Raw genomic sequence first — 15,928 nt, 5'->3', positions numbered from 1 at the left:
AGCAGCATGCCCAAAACGAGTGAGGTGACGCAAGATGCCTGTACGCCGTAAGCGACCAGACGACAACGGGCCCCCGAAGGAGCCCGTTGCCGTGTCCACATGCTCAGCCGTGACTCAGAACGCGACGTTCCAGTTCAGCTGCGCACCCACTTCCCGCTGACCTTCACCTGCACGGCCCTGGGCGGCCAGCGACAGGCGGCTGCGGCTGGAGGTGTTGACCGACACGCCCAGCTCGGCGATGCCCACGTTGCGGGCCAGCGGCAGGCCAACAACGGTGAACGGGCTGCTGCCGGCCACGAACTGGTGGCGGGAATCCGCGCGCAGTTCGCCGGCCGCGTTCTGCCACGCCAGCCCAGCTTCCAGCCGTGCGCCGTCCTGCTGACCGCCGCTGATGTCCCAGGCGGCCCGCACGCCGGCGGTGGTCGTCCACACCTCGTCTTTGCTGGAGGCGATCGCCAAGGCGGCATTGCCACCGGATTCGACGCCGCCCTCGGTGGACAGGCGCGTGTAAGCCAGTGCCACGTACGGGGTCAGCGTCAACGCATCGTCGACCTGGAAATCCCAACCGCCTTCCACGAAGCCCGATATCGCGTGCGCGTCACGGCGGCTGGACAGCGACTGTCCCCATGCCGTGCCCGCGCCCACGGTGCGACGCGTATCCAGCGTGTAGTCCGCATAGCTGGCGCCCCCGTTGAAGTACAGCGCATCCCCACGGAATCCGCCATACAGGCCGCCGTGCACGGCATCGACTTCCGTCGTTGCGTTGCGCGCATCGACCTGCTGACGCAGCGACTCGGGGCCACCGGCCACACCGACCGTCCAGCGCTCGCCGATGCTCCAGTCCGCACCGGCCATCAGGCCTTCACGGTGGTCGCGGGTGCGGGCTGCCGTTCCATCGCCATCGCGGCGGCTGGACGCGCCACTGCCCCCGATCCAGGCGGATGGGCCACCCTCACTGGCCGGCATGCCGCTACGCAGGCGCTGGCCGATGCCATCGCGCAGGAAACGGTCTTCCAGCAACAACGCACGACTGCTGGCGTGAATTTCGCCGGACAGGTCATCGAACGCCAGGCGTGCGCTGTCCGCATCCAGCATCAGCAGGCGGTTGTACAGCGCCAGGGCGTCACCGGACTGCTGCAGCGTATCCAGCGCAGCGGCCGTGGCGAGTTGGTTGCCGGTGGCGGCGACGGTGACGAACACGCGCGGCGGTGGCGGCGGGGTAACCGGATCCACCGGCGGGGTGATCGGGTCCACCGGCGGATCGACCGGCGGGTCCACCGGCGGATCAACAGGGGGATCCACCGGGCCCGTGTCTTTCACCGCGATGTTCAGCCGCACGTCGTTGGCGGTATAGCTCAGCGATGTATCCAGGAAGGCCGAGCGGGAGATCACGTCGTCGAAGGTGCCGACGACCCCGCCTGCTGCGGTCAGGATGGTGTAGGTCTGTCCGTCCTGGTAGCTGGTCGCAGGATCCAGTGCGGTGACGCGCACGCCGGTGTCGCCGGAGTTGGCAAGGTTCGCGCCGCGGCCGATGTTCGCCTTGCCGGTCACCGTCAGCAGGTCGGCCTGCCCGTTGCCCAGCACGTCCACGTCAAAGAACGCCTTGTTGGCGACCTGTTCGGAGAATGCTGCGCTGGTGTTGAAGAACAGATCACCATCGATGGTCATCGTGCCGACACCGGCGTTACCTGGCGACAGCGTGCCGCCATTGAACACGTAGGTGCTGCCCAGCGTCGCATTGCCTGCCAGCACGCCGGATCCGCTTACTTCGGCCAGCGAACTGCGGCGTACTTCGCTGCCCAGGCCGGCACCGAAGTCGATGTCCTGCTGGAAGCCGGATGCACCGTTCAGCACCAGCGTGCCGCCCTGCACATTGATCTGCTGCTGCAGGGCCTGGCTGGGGCCTACATAGCCCGCGCCGGCGTACATATCCGAGTTGATCACGAGCGTGCCGCCGGTGACGGTGACATCGCCACCGAAGGCACTCAGGTCGCCATTGAGCGTGGTGGTGCCCGCCACCTGGGTGAGCGCGCCGCCGTGCAGGTGGGCGTTGGACGTTCCCGACGAGACGGTCTGGATGGTGTTGCCCAGTGCGATGTCGCCGGTGTGGTTGAACACCAGCCCGCCCGCGCTGCCGTTCATCGAGATCGCCGCGCCGTCCAGTGTTCCGGCTTCTTCCGCGGCCAGCCACTGCGGACCGCCGTCGGCAACGGACCACGTCGCCATGCCGCCGCCCAGCACCAGATAACCGCTCTGACCCAGCAGGATGCCGCTGCCACCGGCAACCCGCCCGCCGTTGCTCACGCTCAGCATGCCGTACGGCCCTTTCAGCAGCACCGCACCCACGGTCAGCCCGTTCGCCGCTTCGATGGCCGAGCCGGCACCGCTCACACGGGTCTGTTCGTCCACCGCCACGGGCGCCATGCTGGCGTCGTTGAGACCGCCACTGATGTTCACCGCATCACTGCGGATGACCGCCCCATCCAGCACATCGAGGTTGGTGCTGATGTCCATCGCGCCGGTGTTGGTCCACGTGGTATCCGCGCCGGTGATGAGCGCCGTGGCGGTAGTCGGGCCGAAGCTGTCCTTGATCGCCGCACGGTCGGATACGATGGCGCCACCGGCTTCCAGCAGCAGGTGGTTGGTGACATCCACGCGTGCGGCGCGGATCGCCGAGCCTGCGCCGGTGACCACGATGCTGCCGGTCTGGCCGAAATCGCCACTGCCCAAGGCGTCGTACTTTTCGGCATTTACTTCATCGGCGGTGACCACGCCGCCGTCCTGCACGCGCAGTGTGCCGTCGCCGTTCTGTCCGACGCGCACCGTAGTGGCATCAACCACCGAACCGGCGCCGCTGACGGTCAGCGTGCCGGTGGCGTTGTTGGACGTGCCAAGCACGAGATCCTGTGACACCAGCTGGCCACCGCCACTGACGGTGATCTCACCGCGGCCGCCCTGGGTGGCACCGGACTGTGTGCCCGCGCCGACATAGATGCCGCGATCCGCCGTGACCCGGCCGCCATTGATCGTCAGGGTGCCCTGTCCGACCTGTCCCACCAGCAGGTTGTTGTCAGTGACAAGCAGTTCGCCGCCGTTGCTTACGTTGATCGCACCGCTGCCTGCAGTGTCAGAGCCGACGCTGAGGCCGAAGTTGTTGACCACGCTGTAGGCCATCGTGGTGGCGACACGCCCGCCATCGATGTCCAGCGTGCCAGTGCCCTGGCGACCGACCAACAGCTGGCGCGCGGTGAGGCTGGAGTCGGCCCCGCGGACGATGGCGTTGCCCGTGCTGCCCGCGCCGTAGCCCAGCGTCACCGTGTTGTTGGAGGTGGCCTTGCCACCATCCAGCAGCTGCAGGCTGCCGGTTCCTGCTTCACCCACGCGCAATGCAGCGCCGGTCATCTGCAGGTAGGCCGTGGGCCCGATCACGCGCAGCGTGCCGTTGGCGCCGGCGACCGTGCCCAGCGACACCAGGCCGTTGGCGGTCAGGTTGCCGCTGCCGACCAGATCGATCGCCACGGCGCCAGTGTTGCCGATGAAGAAACCGTCGGCGTAGACGCGGGAATCGCCCACCACTTCGTCGGACGTAAAGTCGTAGGGTACGGCGAAGGCCGACGGCACGGAGGCGGCGCTGAGGCCAAGCGCCGCCAGCACCGCCACGCCCAGCGGCGAACGACGGCGCGTCGCAACGACAGCGCGGGCCGGTGCGGAAAGTGTGGAGGCCAGTTCAGAGGCCACCTGCATGACGCCGGTAGCCCGGTTGAAGACCAAGCGGTAAATCCTGTTCATGAAGCTCCTTGGGATAGCGGTCTGGACGCGGAGGGGACCGCGTCCCGCACACGGGGGATGTGCAGTGGACCCTGCGAGTTGAAGAACGCGCGGGGCCTGTGACCCTACGTGTGATGTCAGAAAATACCGAGGGCCTGATCCGACTTCCGTGTGGGGATCTGACCAATATGTCCGTAAGGGTTTTCTGATCTACGCTGATTGGTGACACGCATCACCCGATGCATAGCGAGCGTGATGCATTTGTAGTCGCGTGTTTTGCGATCGGCGTGCACGTTGTGGAGACGCAGATGACACCGATGCGTTGGATTTAGTGCAGGAAACGTCATCGTTCGCGCTGGTTCTGCGACCACTCGTGCGATCTTCGCGGCTTGGTAGAGCCGACTTCAGTCGGCTGGCTGTGTGCGGAAAAGCAGCCGACTAAAGTCGGCTCTACCATCGGGTTTACCGGCGGGTTGCGCGAGATAAAAAAAACCCCGCTTGCGCGGGGTTTTTTCTGGAGTCAGCTCAGCTGACCGTGGCAGTGCTTGTACTTCTTGCCGCTGCCACAAGGGCAGGGGTCATTGCGGCCGATCTTCGGCTCGCCGCCCTGGCCCTGCGCGACCTGCGCGGCTTCCACCTGCGCGGCTTCTTCGTCGGCGCTGTAGCCGCCGGCATCCTGATGCTGGAACTGCGACTGGCTGAGGCGCGCCTGCACCTGCTGACGCTCGGCAGCTTCCAGTGCCGCCACTTCCTCGTCGCTGCGGATGCGCACGCGCGACAACATCGTCACCACTTCGCGCTTCACGTCTTCCAACATGTTGGAGAACAGCTCGAACGCTTCCTTCTTGTACTCCTGCTTCGGCTGCTTCTGCGCATAGCCGCGCAGGTAAATGCCCTGGCGCAGGTAATCCATGCGAGCCAGATGCTCCTTCCAGCTCTGGTCGAGCACGGTCAGCATCACGTGCTTCTCCAGCGCGCGCATGGTGTCTGCACCGACGCCACTTTCCTTTGCATCGAAATGCGCGTTGACGCGCTCCTGCACCTTCTGCGCGATGCCTTCGGCGTCCAGCTCTTCGTGGCTCTTGACCAGGTCGGTGACCGACATGTCGAGGCCGAACTCGGACTGCAGCGTGGCTTCCAGGCCCGGCAGGTCCCACTGTTCATCGATCGAGTTCGGCGGCACGAAGCGGGCGACGATGTCGAACACCACGTCGTCGCGGATGCCATCGACGTTGTCCTTGACCGAATCGGCATCCAGCAGTTCATCGCGCTGCGAATAGATCACCTTGCGCTGGTCGTTGTTGACGTCGTCGAAATCCAGCAGGTTCTTGCGGATATCGAAGTTGTGCGCTTCGACCTTGCGCTGGGCCTTTTCGATCTGCCGGCTGACCAGGCGGTCTTCGATGACGTCGTCTTCCTTCATGCCCATCATGCGCATGGCCTTCTGCACCCAGTCGGAGGCGAAGATGCGCATCAGGTTGTCTTCCAGCGACAGGTAGAAACGGGACGAACCCGGATCACCCTGACGGCCCGAACGACCACGCAGCTGGTTGTCGATACGCCGCGATTCATGGCGCTCGGTACCGACGATGTGCAGGCCACCGGCGGCCTTGACGGCGTCATGCCGGACCTGCCACTCGGCCTTGGCCGCGGCGCGCTGGGCGTCGCTGGCCTCCTCGCCCATCTCGTGCAGCTCGGTTTCCAGCGAGCCGCCCAGCACGATATCGGTACCGCGACCGGCCATGTTGGTGGCGATGGTCACCGCACCCGGACGACCGGCGTTGGCGACGATGGTCGCTTCGCGGTCATGCTGCTTGGCGTTCAGCACTTCATGCTGCACACCGGCCTTGGCCAGGTGTTCGGACAGCATCTCCGAGGTTTCAATCGAGGTCGTACCCACCAGCACCGGCTGGCCCCGCTTGTTGCATTCCTGGATGTCGGCCAGCACCGCGTTGAACTTGCCTTGGCGGTTGAGGAACACCTGGTCCGGCGAGTCCTTGCGGATGGTCGGGCGGTTGGTCGGGATGACCACCACTTCCAGGTTGTAGATGCTCTGGAACTCGAAGGCTTCGGTATCGGCCGTACCGGTCATGCCGGACAGCTTCTTGTACATGCGGAAGAGATTCTGGAACGTGATGCTGGCCAGCGTCTGGTTCTCGCGCTGTACCGGCACGCCTTCCTTCGCTTCCACCGCCTGGTGCAGACCGTCCGACCAGCGACGGCCGGCCAGGGTGCGGCCGGTGAACTCATCGACGATGACGACTTCGCCATCGCGCACGATGTAGTCCACGTCACGCTGGTAGATGGCATGCGCGCGCAGCGCGGCATTGAGGTGATGCACGACGGTCAGGTTCTGCGCCGCGTAAAGGCCTTCGGTCTCCGCGTCGAGGATGCCGGCTTCGACCAGCAGACGCTCGGCGTGCTCCATGCCCGCTTCGGACAGGTGCACCTGCTTGCCCTTCTCGTCGATCCAGAAGTCGCCCTCGGCTTCTTCGTTTTCCTGCTTCACCAGGTTCGGCACGATGCGGTTTACGCGGATGTACAGCTCCGGGGAATCATCGGCCGGACCGGAAATGATCAGCGGGGTACGCGCTTCGTCGATCAGGATGGAGTCGACTTCATCGACAATGGCGTAGTGCAGGCCGCGCTGGTAGCGGTCGGCCTTGGACAGCGCCATGTTGTCGCGCAGGTAATCGAAACCGAATTCGTTATTGGTGCCGTACGTGATGTCGCTGCCATAGGCCTCGCGCTTGTCACCGTGCGGCATGCCCGGATACACGACGCCCACGCTCAGGCCCAGCCAGTTGTACAGCTTGCCCATCTGCGCGGAGTCGCGGCGCGCCAGGTAGTCGTTCACGGTGACCACGTGCACGCCCTTGCCTTCGAGCGAGTTCAGATAGACCGGCAGCGTAGCGACCAGGGTCTTGCCTTCACCGGTGCGCATCTCGGCGATCTTGCCCAGGTGCAGCACCATGCCACCGATAAGCTGCACGTCGTAATGACGCATGCCGAGAACACGGCGGCTGGCTTCGCGGCAGACAGCGAACGCTTCCGGCAGCACCTTGTCCAACGCCTCGCCATCGGCGATGCGCTGCTTGAATTCCGGCGTCTTGGCCTGGAGCTGCTCATCGCTGAGCGCTTCCATCTCCGGCTCCAGCGCATTGACCTTGGCGACGATGCGATTGAGCTGGCGCAGCTGTCGTTCATTACGACTGCCGAATACGCGGGTAAGCAGGCTGTTGATCATTGAGGGAACCGGTTGTCAGGTGAACGCCGGCACGGCTCCATCGGGAATCCGTCCGCCGCAAACGAAACGAGGCGCCCTGCGCCCCGTCTATGGCATCACCCATTGTAACTTGGGATGGACGTGGGAGGATTCAAGCGCTTTGGCGGTTCGCTGGCCGGACCATAGCGCCGAGCGATGCTCGGCGGCATGCCCGCCACATTCGGCACACCCCGGGTGGGGCTGCCGCTGCGCTCGCCGAGCATGGCTCGGCGCTACCGGTACCCGTCAGCCGCGCGAAACGCGACCGACCGGGGTGTTGCCGCCGTCACCCAGGAACTTGCGCGGATTGACCACACGCCCGCTCTCCCAGACTTCGAAGTGCACATGGGCACCGGTGGAACGACCGGTGGAACCGGCCTTGGCCACTTCCTGACCGGCACGGACCAGGTCACCTACCTTCACCACCAGGCGCGAATTGTGCGCGTAGCGGGTCACGTAACCGTTGCCGTGATCCACATCGACGACGTTGCCGTAGCCGCCCTTCACACCGGAGAAGCTGACCACGCCTTCGGCGACGGACATCACCGGATCACCGACCTTGGCATGGAAATCAATGCCTTTGTGACTGCGTGCACCGCGACCGAACGGATCAGCACGGGTGCCGAAGCTGGACGTGACATAGCTGTTGCGGATCGGCATGCGCGAGGGCACGGCGTTCTGCTGCAGCTGATGGTCGAACATCAGCGATTCCATCACCGAGAGCTGGCTGCCTGAAGCAGCGAATCGCTGCTCCAGCACCTGCAAGTCGGCGTTGATGTCCTTGACCGGGATATCCACGGTCGGACCGCCGGCGTCGCCTTCACCCAGGCCGGGGGTTTCCTGGAAGTCGAACTCGCCGTCTTCCAGCTTGCCCATCTGGGTCAGGCGCTCACCCAGCGCATTGAGGCGGGTGGCTTGTGCCTGGAGCTCCCCAAGGCGCGCCGCAAGGGCGTTCACCTCGGTCTGCGACTGCAGGCGGACCTGGGCGAGTTCACGCTCCTGGCGGTCTACCTTGGCCTGCAGGCGGGAATCGCCCAGCAGGTTGGCCCCCATTCCACCGGCGAAGCCGATAATGCAGCCCATGCCCAGCACGCTGCCCAGCAGGGCGCGGGGACGATCCTCGAAGTAGAAGCGAAGACGCGCAAGGGGCGTTTTTGCCTTTCCATCACGCGTTTTGATTACGATCTTTTTGAATGCCATCAGTGAGTTTTCATGTCTGAGCCGAAATCCAGTGGTCGTCCCGCGTCTACGCCGAAGCCGGCGCTGGATGCGGTCATGGGTGACAAAACCGGGAACCCGCTGCGTCGTGCCTTATGGCTCGATGCGTTGGACCAACAATTACGCCCCCACTTGCCGCTCACCCTGCGCAACCATTGCAGGCTGGCGAACGTGAACGACGAACACCTCGTTTTTCTCGTCGAATCCCCTGTCTGGCATGCCAAATTGCGGCTTGCCGAAGCACAGTTGATCGACGCGGCCCGGTCCATCGGGCTGAAGGCCACCAAAGTGACCATCAAGACTGCGTCCCCCGCTCCACCACGCTCCCCAGCGATCGACAACCGGAATGGACCCCACGCAGTTTCAGCCGCCACGCACAAAGGACTACGCGACGCCTTGGCCAGCCTCCAGGACACGAAACCGTCCAGGTCCTGATGACCGCGAAGCATCCGGCTCCGCTTCCCCGCTCTGCCAACATGCCGTGGAAATGGCGTGAAGCTTTTGCGAGGACCGTGGGGCATCCTAACGGCGTCGGGTCGTCGAGTCGTTAGAGTTTTGTTATTTAAACGTTAAGTTCAGGCTTCTGACGGAACAGGTTCACAAACTGTGACGCCGTACTGGTCACTGCATGCTGGCCGTGAAGGCCGCGGCCCTGAACGCGAAACGCCGCCCGAGGGCGGCGTCAACTGGCTGATATCGCAGTGTTTTTCAGGCGTAGGCCGGAGCACCGTAGGCAACGGGCTCGGCAGCGGCGGGGGATTCGTAGCTCACCCACTCCCACGCGCTGGCATCGGCCATCAAGGCCCGCACCAGCTTGTTGTTCAGCGCATGACCGGACTTGAACCCTTCATAGGCCCCCAGCACCTGGCCGCCGGCAAGGTACAGATCGCCGATGGCGTCCAGGATCTTGTGCCGCACGAATTCGTCGGCATAGCGCAGGCCGTCTTCGTTCAGCACCCGGAACTCGTCCAGCACGATGGCGTTGTCCATCGAACCGCCCAGGCCCAGGTTGCGCTCGCGCATGTACTCCAGGTCACGCATGAAACCGAAGGTCCGGGCGCGGGAGATTTCCTTGGTATAGGCCATCGTGGAGAACTCGATTTCCTGCCGCGACTGCTTGGCGGGGATCATCGGGTGATCGAACTGGATGGTGAAACCGAGCTTGTAGCCCTCGTAGGGATCAAAGCGCGCGACCTTGTCACCTTCAGTGACTTCCACGGTCTTCAGTACGCGGATGAAGCGCTTGGCGGCGTCCTGTTCGATGATGCCCGCCGACTGCAGCAGGAACACGAACGGGCCGGACGAACCGTCCATGATCGGCAGCTCGGCCGAGGACAGTTCGACAATGATGTTGTCCACACCCAGGCCGGCCAACGCTGACATCAGGTGTTCGACGGTCTGGATCTTGGCGTCGTTGCAGGTCAGCCCGGTGCACAGGGTCACTTCGGTCACCAGCTCGGCCTTGGCCGGAACATCGACGACCGGGTCCAGGTCCACGCGGCGGAACACGATGCCATGGTTGACCGGTGCCGGGCGCAGGGTCATGTAGACCTTGTCGCCGCTGTGCAGGCCAACGCCGGTGGCGCGGATCGTGTTCTTGAGGGTGCGTTGCGGAATCATGGGGGGTGACCAGAAGCGTGCGGCGGGCCGCGATGGCCTGCCCCAGGGGGTGCAACAGATTAACACGCGGTCGCCCCTACTCCGGCTGAAGCCAGGCAGGTGGTGGCGCCACGCGGGTGCGGCGGGTGCGATTACAAGGCGGCCGGGCCCATCCTGGCCCGGCGCCTGCAATGCAGGACATGGTGCGTGATGCCGGGGAGGACAACCCCGGCAGCATGGATCAGTCGGCCTGGCGGCGCAGGAACGCCGGGATGTCCAGGTAATCGTTGGGCAGTTCGGCGGTCGGCGTGCTGCCCGCGCTGGCGCTCGAGCTGCTGGACGACGAAGACGACGCGCTGGACGAAGAAGACGCCGCTACGCTGTCGCTGCTCGCGCGACGCAGGCCCAGACCGACACCGCCAACCGCCTTGGACACCGCGTCACCGCCGTTGTCGAAGTCGGAGAACTCCGGCTGGCCGGTGGTGGCGTTGCGGACCAGCTTGATCGGCGCACGCTCGCCCGGACGCTGGCTCTTGCCGGCGGCCACGCGGTTGAGGCCGGTCGCGACCACGGTGACGCGCACTTCGTCCTGCATGTCCGGATCGAGCACGGTGCCGACCACCACGGTGGCGTCTTCCGAAGCGAAGCCGTCGATGGTGCGGCCGATCTCGTCGAATTCGGCCATGGTGAAGTCGGCACCGGCGGTGATGTTGACCAGGATGCCGTTGGCACCGGCCAGGTTCACATCGTCCAGCAGCGGGTTCTGGATGGCCGACTCGGCAGCGGCCTGCGCACGGTCATCACCGCGGGCGGTACCGGTACCCATCATCGCCAGGCCCATTTCGGACATCACGGTGCGCACGTCGGCGAAGTCGACGTTGATCAGGCCCGGACGCACGATCAGATCGGCGATGCCCTGCACGGCGCCCTGCAGCACGTCGTTGGCGGCACGGAACGCCTGGATCATGGTGGCGTTGCGGCCCAGGACGGTGATCAGCTTTTCGTTGGGGATGGTGATCAGCGAATCGCAGTGCTGGCTCAGTTCTTCGATGCCCTTCAGCGCAACCTGCATGCGGCGACGGCCTTCGAACGGGAACGGCTTGGTGACCACGGCAACGGTCAGGATGCCCATCTCCTTGGCCAGCTGCGCCACCACCGGTGCAGCGCCCGTGCCGGTGCCACCGCCCATGCCGGCGGTGATGAAGACCATGTCCGCGCCCTGCAGCGCGTCGATGATGCGCTCGCGATCTTCCAGCGCAGCCTGGCGACCCACTTCCGGGTTCGCACCGGCGCCCAGGCCCTTGGTGACGTTGGTGCCCAGCTGCAGCTGCAGCTTCGCACCGCAATTCTTGATGGCCTGCGAGTCGGTGTTGGCGGTGATGAACTCCACGCCATCCACCGCTGAGTTGACCATGTGCGCTACAGCGTTTCCGCCGCCACCGCCCACGCCAACGACCTTGATCACCGCATTGGGTGCCATCTTTTCGATCAATTCAAAATGCGCCATGTCCGTGTCCTCGGTTGTATCCGCTTCCTTTGGCATGTTGCGGGAGAGGCATCCTGCCTTCCGCTGCATGCCGCCGTTGCGGCTGTAGTGGTTTGTGTATCCGTGTGTTGCGTGTTGCGGTGTTGCGGTGTTGCGGTGTTGCGTTTTCATGTCGCCGAGCATGGCTCGGCGCTACCGCTCTTTCAGAATTCGCCGCGGAACCAGGTTTTCAGTTTCTTGAACATGCTGCCCGCACGGCCTGCCGGCAGCGACGGCCGACGCGGGTGTTCGATCTGGCTTCCCATCAGCAACAGGCCGACGCCGGTTGCATGCACGGGGTTGCCCACCACTTCGCCCAGGCCGGTGACATGCTGCGGGATGCCCACACGTACCGGCATCTGCAGCATCTCTTCGGCCAGTTCGACCACACCTTCCATCTTCGATGCACCGCCGGTCAGCACCATGCCGGCGCGGACCAGCTCTTCGAAACCGGAGCGACGCAGTTCGGCCTGCACCATCTCGAAGATTTCCTCGTAACGCCCCTGCACCGCCTGCGCCAGCGCGTGGCGCGGCATGCGACGCGGCGGCCGATCGCCGACGCTCGGCACCTGGATGCTTTCTTCGGCCGTCGCCAGCTGCGCCAGCGCGCAGGCGTAACGCACCTTGATCTGCTCCGCTTCCGGAGTCGGCGTGCGCAGCATGTGGGCAATGTCATTGGTGACATGGTCACCGGCGATCGGCAACGACGCGGTGTGGCAGATCGCGCCCTGCACGAACACGGCGATGTCGGTGGTGCCGGCGCCCATGTCGACTAGCACCACGCCGAGCTCGCGCTCGTCTGCGGTCAGCACGGCGACGCTGGAGGCCAGCGAGGACAGCACCAGATCGTCCACCTGCAGGCCGCAGCGCTGCACGCACTTGCTGATGTTGGCGGCGGCCGACTGTGCGCACACCACCAGGTGGGCGTGCACTTCCAGGCGTACGCCGGTCATGCCGACGGGGTTGCGGATGCCTTCCTGCGAATCGTCCAGCACGTACTCGCGCGGGATCGCATGCAGGATCTTCTGGTCAGCCGGGATCGCCACGGCCTTGGCTGCGTCGAGCACGCGGTCCAGGTCGCCCCACGTCACTTCGCCGTCGCGGATCGGGACGATCCCGGGCGAGTTCTTGCACTGCACGTGGTTGCCGGAGATCGACGCGTACACCGAGCGGATCTCGCAACCGGCCATCAGCTCGGCCTCTTCCACCGCACGCTGGATCGACTGCACCGTGGACTCGATGTCCACCACCACGCCGCGCTTGAGCCCGCGCGATTCGTGTGAACCGATGCCGATCACCTCGATGGGGTTGCCCGGCGAGTACTCACCCACCAGCGCCACCACCTTGGAGGTGCCGATGTCGAGCCCGACGATCAACGATTTGTCACCCTTGCGATTCATGTCCTGTCCTGCGTTTTTTTCGGCTCTGGCGCCGGTGCTTCACCCCAACTGAGGGTGAAGCCATTGGTGTATCGGAGGTCGGCGCGCTCGATCGGCGCGGCCTGGCTGGCGAGCTGGGGCAGCACGCGTACGTAGCGCTGCAGGCGTGAGCGCGCATCGTCGCGGCCCACCACGACTTCGGTGCCGTTGCTGAGCAGCAGCGACCAGCTGCCGCGTGCATCCATCGTCAGGCGGCTGACGTCCAGCCCGGACGGCGCGAACAACGCCCGCGCATCGTTGTACAGCGACACCACTTCTTCGGTCTGGCTGTCTGGACCGTCCAGCTGCGGCAGCTGCAGGTCGGCCAGTTTTTTCGGCGTGGGGAACAGCTTGCCCTGCTCGGAAAGCAGGCGATCGCCGCCCCATCGCGCGAACGGCTTGTGCTCGACCAGGGTGACTTCCAGCACATCCGGCCACTGCTTGCGCACGCGTGCGCTTTCCACCCACGGCAGGCGCTCGATGCTGTCCTGTGCATCCTGCAGCTTCACCGCGAAGAAGCCGGCGTGCGCGTAAGGCAACAGCACCTTCTGCAACTGCTCCGCCGGCACGCGCTTGAACTCACCGTGCACGCGCAGCTTCGCCAACGGCCAGCGCTCGGCGCCGACCCAGCCGTTGAGCACGGCCACGACGGGCAGGGCCACCACCGACAGGGCCAACAGCCAGACGAAGATGCGCAGCACCGCGTTCATGCGTGACCGTTCTCCTGCACTGTAGTGGCGAGGGTCTGTTCGAGCACACGCCAGACCAGGTCTTCAAAGCCGATCCCGGCCTGGCCTGCGGCTTTGGGCACCAGCGAATGGCTGGTCATGCCCGGCGCGGTGTTCACTTCCAGCAGGTACAGGCGGCCGCTGGTGCGGTCGCGCATCACATCCACCCGGCCCCATCCACGGCAGCCTGCAGCGCGGAACGCAGCCAGGGCGAGGCGACGGATCTCCTCTTCGTCGGCATCGCGCAGGCCTGGGCACAGATATTCGGTGTCATCGGCCTTGTACTTGGCGTCGTAGTCGTACCACTGGCCCTTGGGCACGATACGGATCGACGGCAGCGCAACATCGCCGAGGATGCCGACGGTAAGCTCGTCGCCGACCACCATCTGCTCCATCAGCAGCTGGCCGTCGTAGCGCGTGGCAAGGGCCACCGCCTCGTCCAGGCCGGCATCGTCGAAGACCCGGCTGATGCCCACGCTGGACCCTTCATTGGCCGGCTTCACCACCACCGGCAAGCCGAGTTCGGCTGCCTGCGCGTGCACGTTTTCCGCGGTGACCTTGCGGTACTGCGGCGTGGGCAGGCCGACCGACAGCCACACCTGCTTGGTACGGATCTTGTCCATGCTCAGCGCCGAGCCCAACACGTCCGAGCCGGTGTACGGCACGCCGAACGCTTCCATCAGACCCTGCACGATGCCGTCCTCACCGCCGCCATTGTGGCCGTGGAGGATGTTGAACACGCGGTCCACTTCGCCCGCGGCCAGCGCGTTGGCCAGTGCCGGGATGCCATCGATGGCGAATGCGTTGATGCCGCGTGCCTGCAGCGCTTCGAGCACGTTGCGACCGGAATCCAGCGACACCTCGCGTTCGCTGGACGTGCCACCCAGCAGCACACCGACGCGACCGAACACGGCCGGGTCGGTCGTGCGGGGTGCGGGAAAGGTGAAAGCGGTCATGCCTGGGCCTCCACGCTGAAGCCTTCCGTTGCGATCTGCTGGGCCACGGCGCCGATGTCGCCGGCCCCCATCATCAACAGAAGATCGCCATCCTGCAGCACGTCGGGCAGCACGTGCGCGAGTTCGGCCGCCTTGCCCACCACCACCGGCTCACTGCGCCCGCGCGCACGGATGGCGCGTGCCAGCGCTTCCGAATCCGCACCGGCGATCGGCTCTTCGCCGGCCGGGTAGACCTCGCTCAGCACCAGCGCGTCCACGCTGGACAGCACGGCGGCAAACTTGTCGAACTGGTCGCGGGTCCGGCTGTAGCGGTGCGGCTGGAACGCGACGACCAGGCGCTTGTCGGACCACCCACCGCGTGCAGCAGCGAATACCGCCTCCAGCTCGCTCGGATGGTGGCCGTAATCATCGATCACCTGCACCCGGGCGCCGCTGGCGGTGGTGACCTCGCCGAGGTCATTGAAGCGACGGCCGACGCCGGCGAAGCTTTCCAGGGCACGTGCGATCGCATCCGGCGCAACACCCAGCTGCCAACCCACGGCCGCAGCGGCCAGCGCGTTGAGGACGTTGTGCTTGCCCGGCAGTGCCAAGACCACTTCCTGGCTGGTGCCCTGCGGCAGGCGCAGGGTGAAGCGCATACGCGCTCCTTCCTGCACCACGTTTTCGGCGCGCACGTCGGCGTTGTCGCTCAGGCCGTAGCTCATCACATGGCGCGGGGTCTTCGCCGCCAGCGCAGCGACTTCGGGATCGTCGATGCACAGCACCGCCAAGCCATAGAAAGGCAGGCGCTGCAGGAATTCGGCGAAGGCCGCCTGTACGCGGGCGAAGTCGTTGCCGTAATTTTCCAGATGATCGGCATCAATATTGGTGATGATCGACATCAACGGATTCAGGCGCAGGAAGCTGCCATCGCTTTCATCGGCCTCGGCGACCAGCCACTGACCGCCGCCCAGCTTGGCGTTGGCACCGGCGGCCAACAGTTGGCCCCCGATCACGAAGGTCGGATCCAGTCCGCCCTCGCTCAGTACCGCCGCCGTCAGGCTGGTGGTGGTCGTCTTGCCGTGCGTGCCGGCCACCGCGATGCCGCGGCGGAAACGCATCAGCTCGGCCAGCATCGCGGCGCGCGGCATGATCGGGATGCGCTGGCTGCGCGCTTCCATCAGTTCCGGATTGTCTTCGCGGATCGCGCTGGAGACCACCACGCAATCGGTGCCGAGCACGTTGGCGGCGGAATGTCCCCGCATGATGCGCGCGCCGAGGCTGCCCAGGCGACGCGTCGCGGTGTTGTCCGCGTTGTCCGAGCCGGACACTTCATAGCCCAGCGTCAGCATCACTTCCGCGATGCCGCTCATGCCGGTGCCACCGATGCCAACGAAATGCACGCGCGGGAAGGCGCGCACCAGGTCATTGGTGTCGTGCAGGCGGCGGATCATGCGCAGCTCCGCGTCGTG

Annotated in this window: 10 protein-coding genes; 1 reads left to right on the top strand and 9 read right to left on the bottom strand. The window is 65.4% G+C overall.

Annotated elements, in window-relative coordinates; genetic code table 11:
* Positions 1-114: 114 nt before the first annotated feature.
* The 3 genes from ABRP17_RS11430 to ABRP17_RS11420 form a co-directional block, all read right to left on the bottom strand.
* Positions 115-3,789 (bottom strand): autotransporter domain-containing protein, encoded by a 3,675-nt coding sequence (locus tag ABRP17_RS11430; protein WP_349985058.1) that lies wholly within the window; start codon positions 3,787-3,789, stop codon positions 115-117.
* A gap of 499 nt (positions 3,790-4,288) precedes the next feature.
* Positions 4,289-7,015: a preprotein translocase subunit SecA gene (gene secA, locus ABRP17_RS11425; protein WP_188326083.1), complete on the bottom strand. Its 2,727-nt coding sequence runs from the start codon at positions 7,013-7,015 to the stop codon at positions 4,289-4,291.
* A gap of 264 nt (positions 7,016-7,279) precedes the next feature.
* The gene (locus ABRP17_RS11420) at positions 7,280-8,233 is read right to left on the bottom strand and encodes a M23 family metallopeptidase (protein WP_188326082.1); all 954 of its coding nucleotides are present in this window, start codon (positions 8,231-8,233) and stop codon (positions 7,280-7,282) included.
* A gap of 12 nt (positions 8,234-8,245) precedes the next feature.
* Between ABRP17_RS11420 and ABRP17_RS11415 the strand changes: the two genes are divergently transcribed.
* Complete coding sequence (locus ABRP17_RS11415) at positions 8,246-8,686, top strand: DUF721 domain-containing protein (protein ID WP_192094133.1); 441 nt, start codon at positions 8,246-8,248, stop codon at positions 8,684-8,686.
* Between the two features lie 273 nt (positions 8,687-8,959).
* On the opposite strand, the gene lpxC is transcribed toward ABRP17_RS11415, so the two are convergent.
* The 6 genes from lpxC to murC all read right to left on the bottom strand — a co-directional run bounded on the left by lpxC (position 8,960) and on the right by murC (position 15,910).
* Positions 8,960-9,871 carry a UDP-3-O-acyl-N-acetylglucosamine deacetylase gene (gene lpxC, locus ABRP17_RS11410; RefSeq protein WP_192081193.1) on the bottom strand — a complete coding sequence of 304 codons (912 nt, stop codon included), beginning with the start codon at positions 9,869-9,871 and terminating at the stop codon, positions 8,960-8,962.
* A 220-nt stretch (positions 9,872-10,091) separates the two neighbouring features.
* Positions 10,092-11,357: a cell division protein FtsZ gene (gene ftsZ / locus ABRP17_RS11405; protein WP_188326079.1), complete on the bottom strand. Its 1,266-nt coding sequence runs from the start codon at positions 11,355-11,357 to the stop codon at positions 10,092-10,094.
* Positions 11,358-11,539: 182 nt separating this feature from the next.
* The gene (gene ftsA, locus ABRP17_RS11400) at positions 11,540-12,775 is read right to left on the bottom strand and encodes a cell division protein FtsA (protein ID WP_042613652.1); all 1,236 of its coding nucleotides are present in this window, start codon (positions 12,773-12,775) and stop codon (positions 11,540-11,542) included.
* On the bottom strand, positions 12,772-13,503 hold the full coding sequence (locus ABRP17_RS11395) for a cell division protein FtsQ/DivIB (protein ID WP_188326078.1): 732 nt from the start codon (positions 13,501-13,503) through the stop codon (positions 12,772-12,774). Before ABRP17_RS11395 ends, ftsA begins: the two co-directional genes overlap by 4 nt.
* A complete protein-coding gene (locus ABRP17_RS11390) occupies positions 13,500-14,477 on the bottom strand; it encodes a D-alanine--D-alanine ligase (RefSeq protein ID WP_349985057.1) in 978 nt (325 codons plus the stop codon). The genes ABRP17_RS11395 and ABRP17_RS11390 overlap by 4 nt, the downstream gene beginning before the upstream one ends.
* A complete protein-coding gene (gene murC / locus ABRP17_RS11385) occupies positions 14,474-15,910 on the bottom strand; it encodes a UDP-N-acetylmuramate--L-alanine ligase (RefSeq protein ID WP_188326076.1) in 1,437 nt (478 codons plus the stop codon). Before murC ends, ABRP17_RS11390 begins: the two co-directional genes overlap by 4 nt.
* Between the last annotated feature and the right edge of the window lie 18 nt (positions 15,911-15,928).

Origin of the sequence: Stenotrophomonas sp. WHRI 8082, assembly GCF_040223995.2 — a bacterium.
Lineage (GTDB): Bacteria > Pseudomonadota > Gammaproteobacteria > Xanthomonadales > Xanthomonadaceae > Stenotrophomonas.
The sequence above is the reverse complement of the archived record's forward strand: the minus strand, read 5'-3'. Positions and strand labels throughout refer to the sequence as shown.

Excerpts from the sequence above, each read along its gene's own strand:
- ftsA (WP_042613652.1), bottom strand. The coding sequence starts at position 12,775 with ATGAATCGCAAGGGTGACAAATCGTTGATCGTCGGGCTCGACATCGGC.
- lpxC (WP_192081193.1), bottom strand. The coding sequence starts at position 9,871 with ATGATTCCGCAACGCACCCTCAAGAACACGATCCGCGCCACCGGCGTT.
- ABRP17_RS11395 (WP_188326078.1), bottom strand. The coding sequence starts at position 13,503 with ATGAACGCGGTGCTGCGCATCTTCGTCTGGCTGTTGGCCCTGTCGGTG.
- ABRP17_RS11430 (WP_349985058.1), bottom strand. The coding sequence starts at position 3,789 with ATGAACAGGATTTACCGCTTGGTCTTCAACCGGGCTACCGGCGTCATG.
- ABRP17_RS11390 (WP_349985057.1), bottom strand. The coding sequence starts at position 14,477 with ATGACCGCTTTCACCTTTCCCGCACCCCGCACGACCGACCCGGCCGTG.
- ftsZ (WP_188326079.1), bottom strand. The coding sequence starts at position 11,357 with ATGGCGCATTTTGAATTGATCGAAAAGATGGCACCCAATGCGGTGATC.
- secA (WP_188326083.1), bottom strand. The coding sequence starts at position 7,015 with ATGATCAACAGCCTGCTTACCCGCGTATTCGGCAGTCGTAATGAACGA.
- murC (WP_188326076.1), bottom strand. The coding sequence starts at position 15,910 with ATGATCCGCCGCCTGCACGACACCAATGACCTGGTGCGCGCCTTCCCG.
- ABRP17_RS11420 (WP_188326082.1), bottom strand. The coding sequence starts at position 8,233 with ATGGCATTCAAAAAGATCGTAATCAAAACGCGTGATGGAAAGGCAAAA.
- ABRP17_RS11415 (WP_192094133.1), top strand. The coding sequence starts at position 8,246 with ATGTCTGAGCCGAAATCCAGTGGTCGTCCCGCGTCTACGCCGAAGCCG.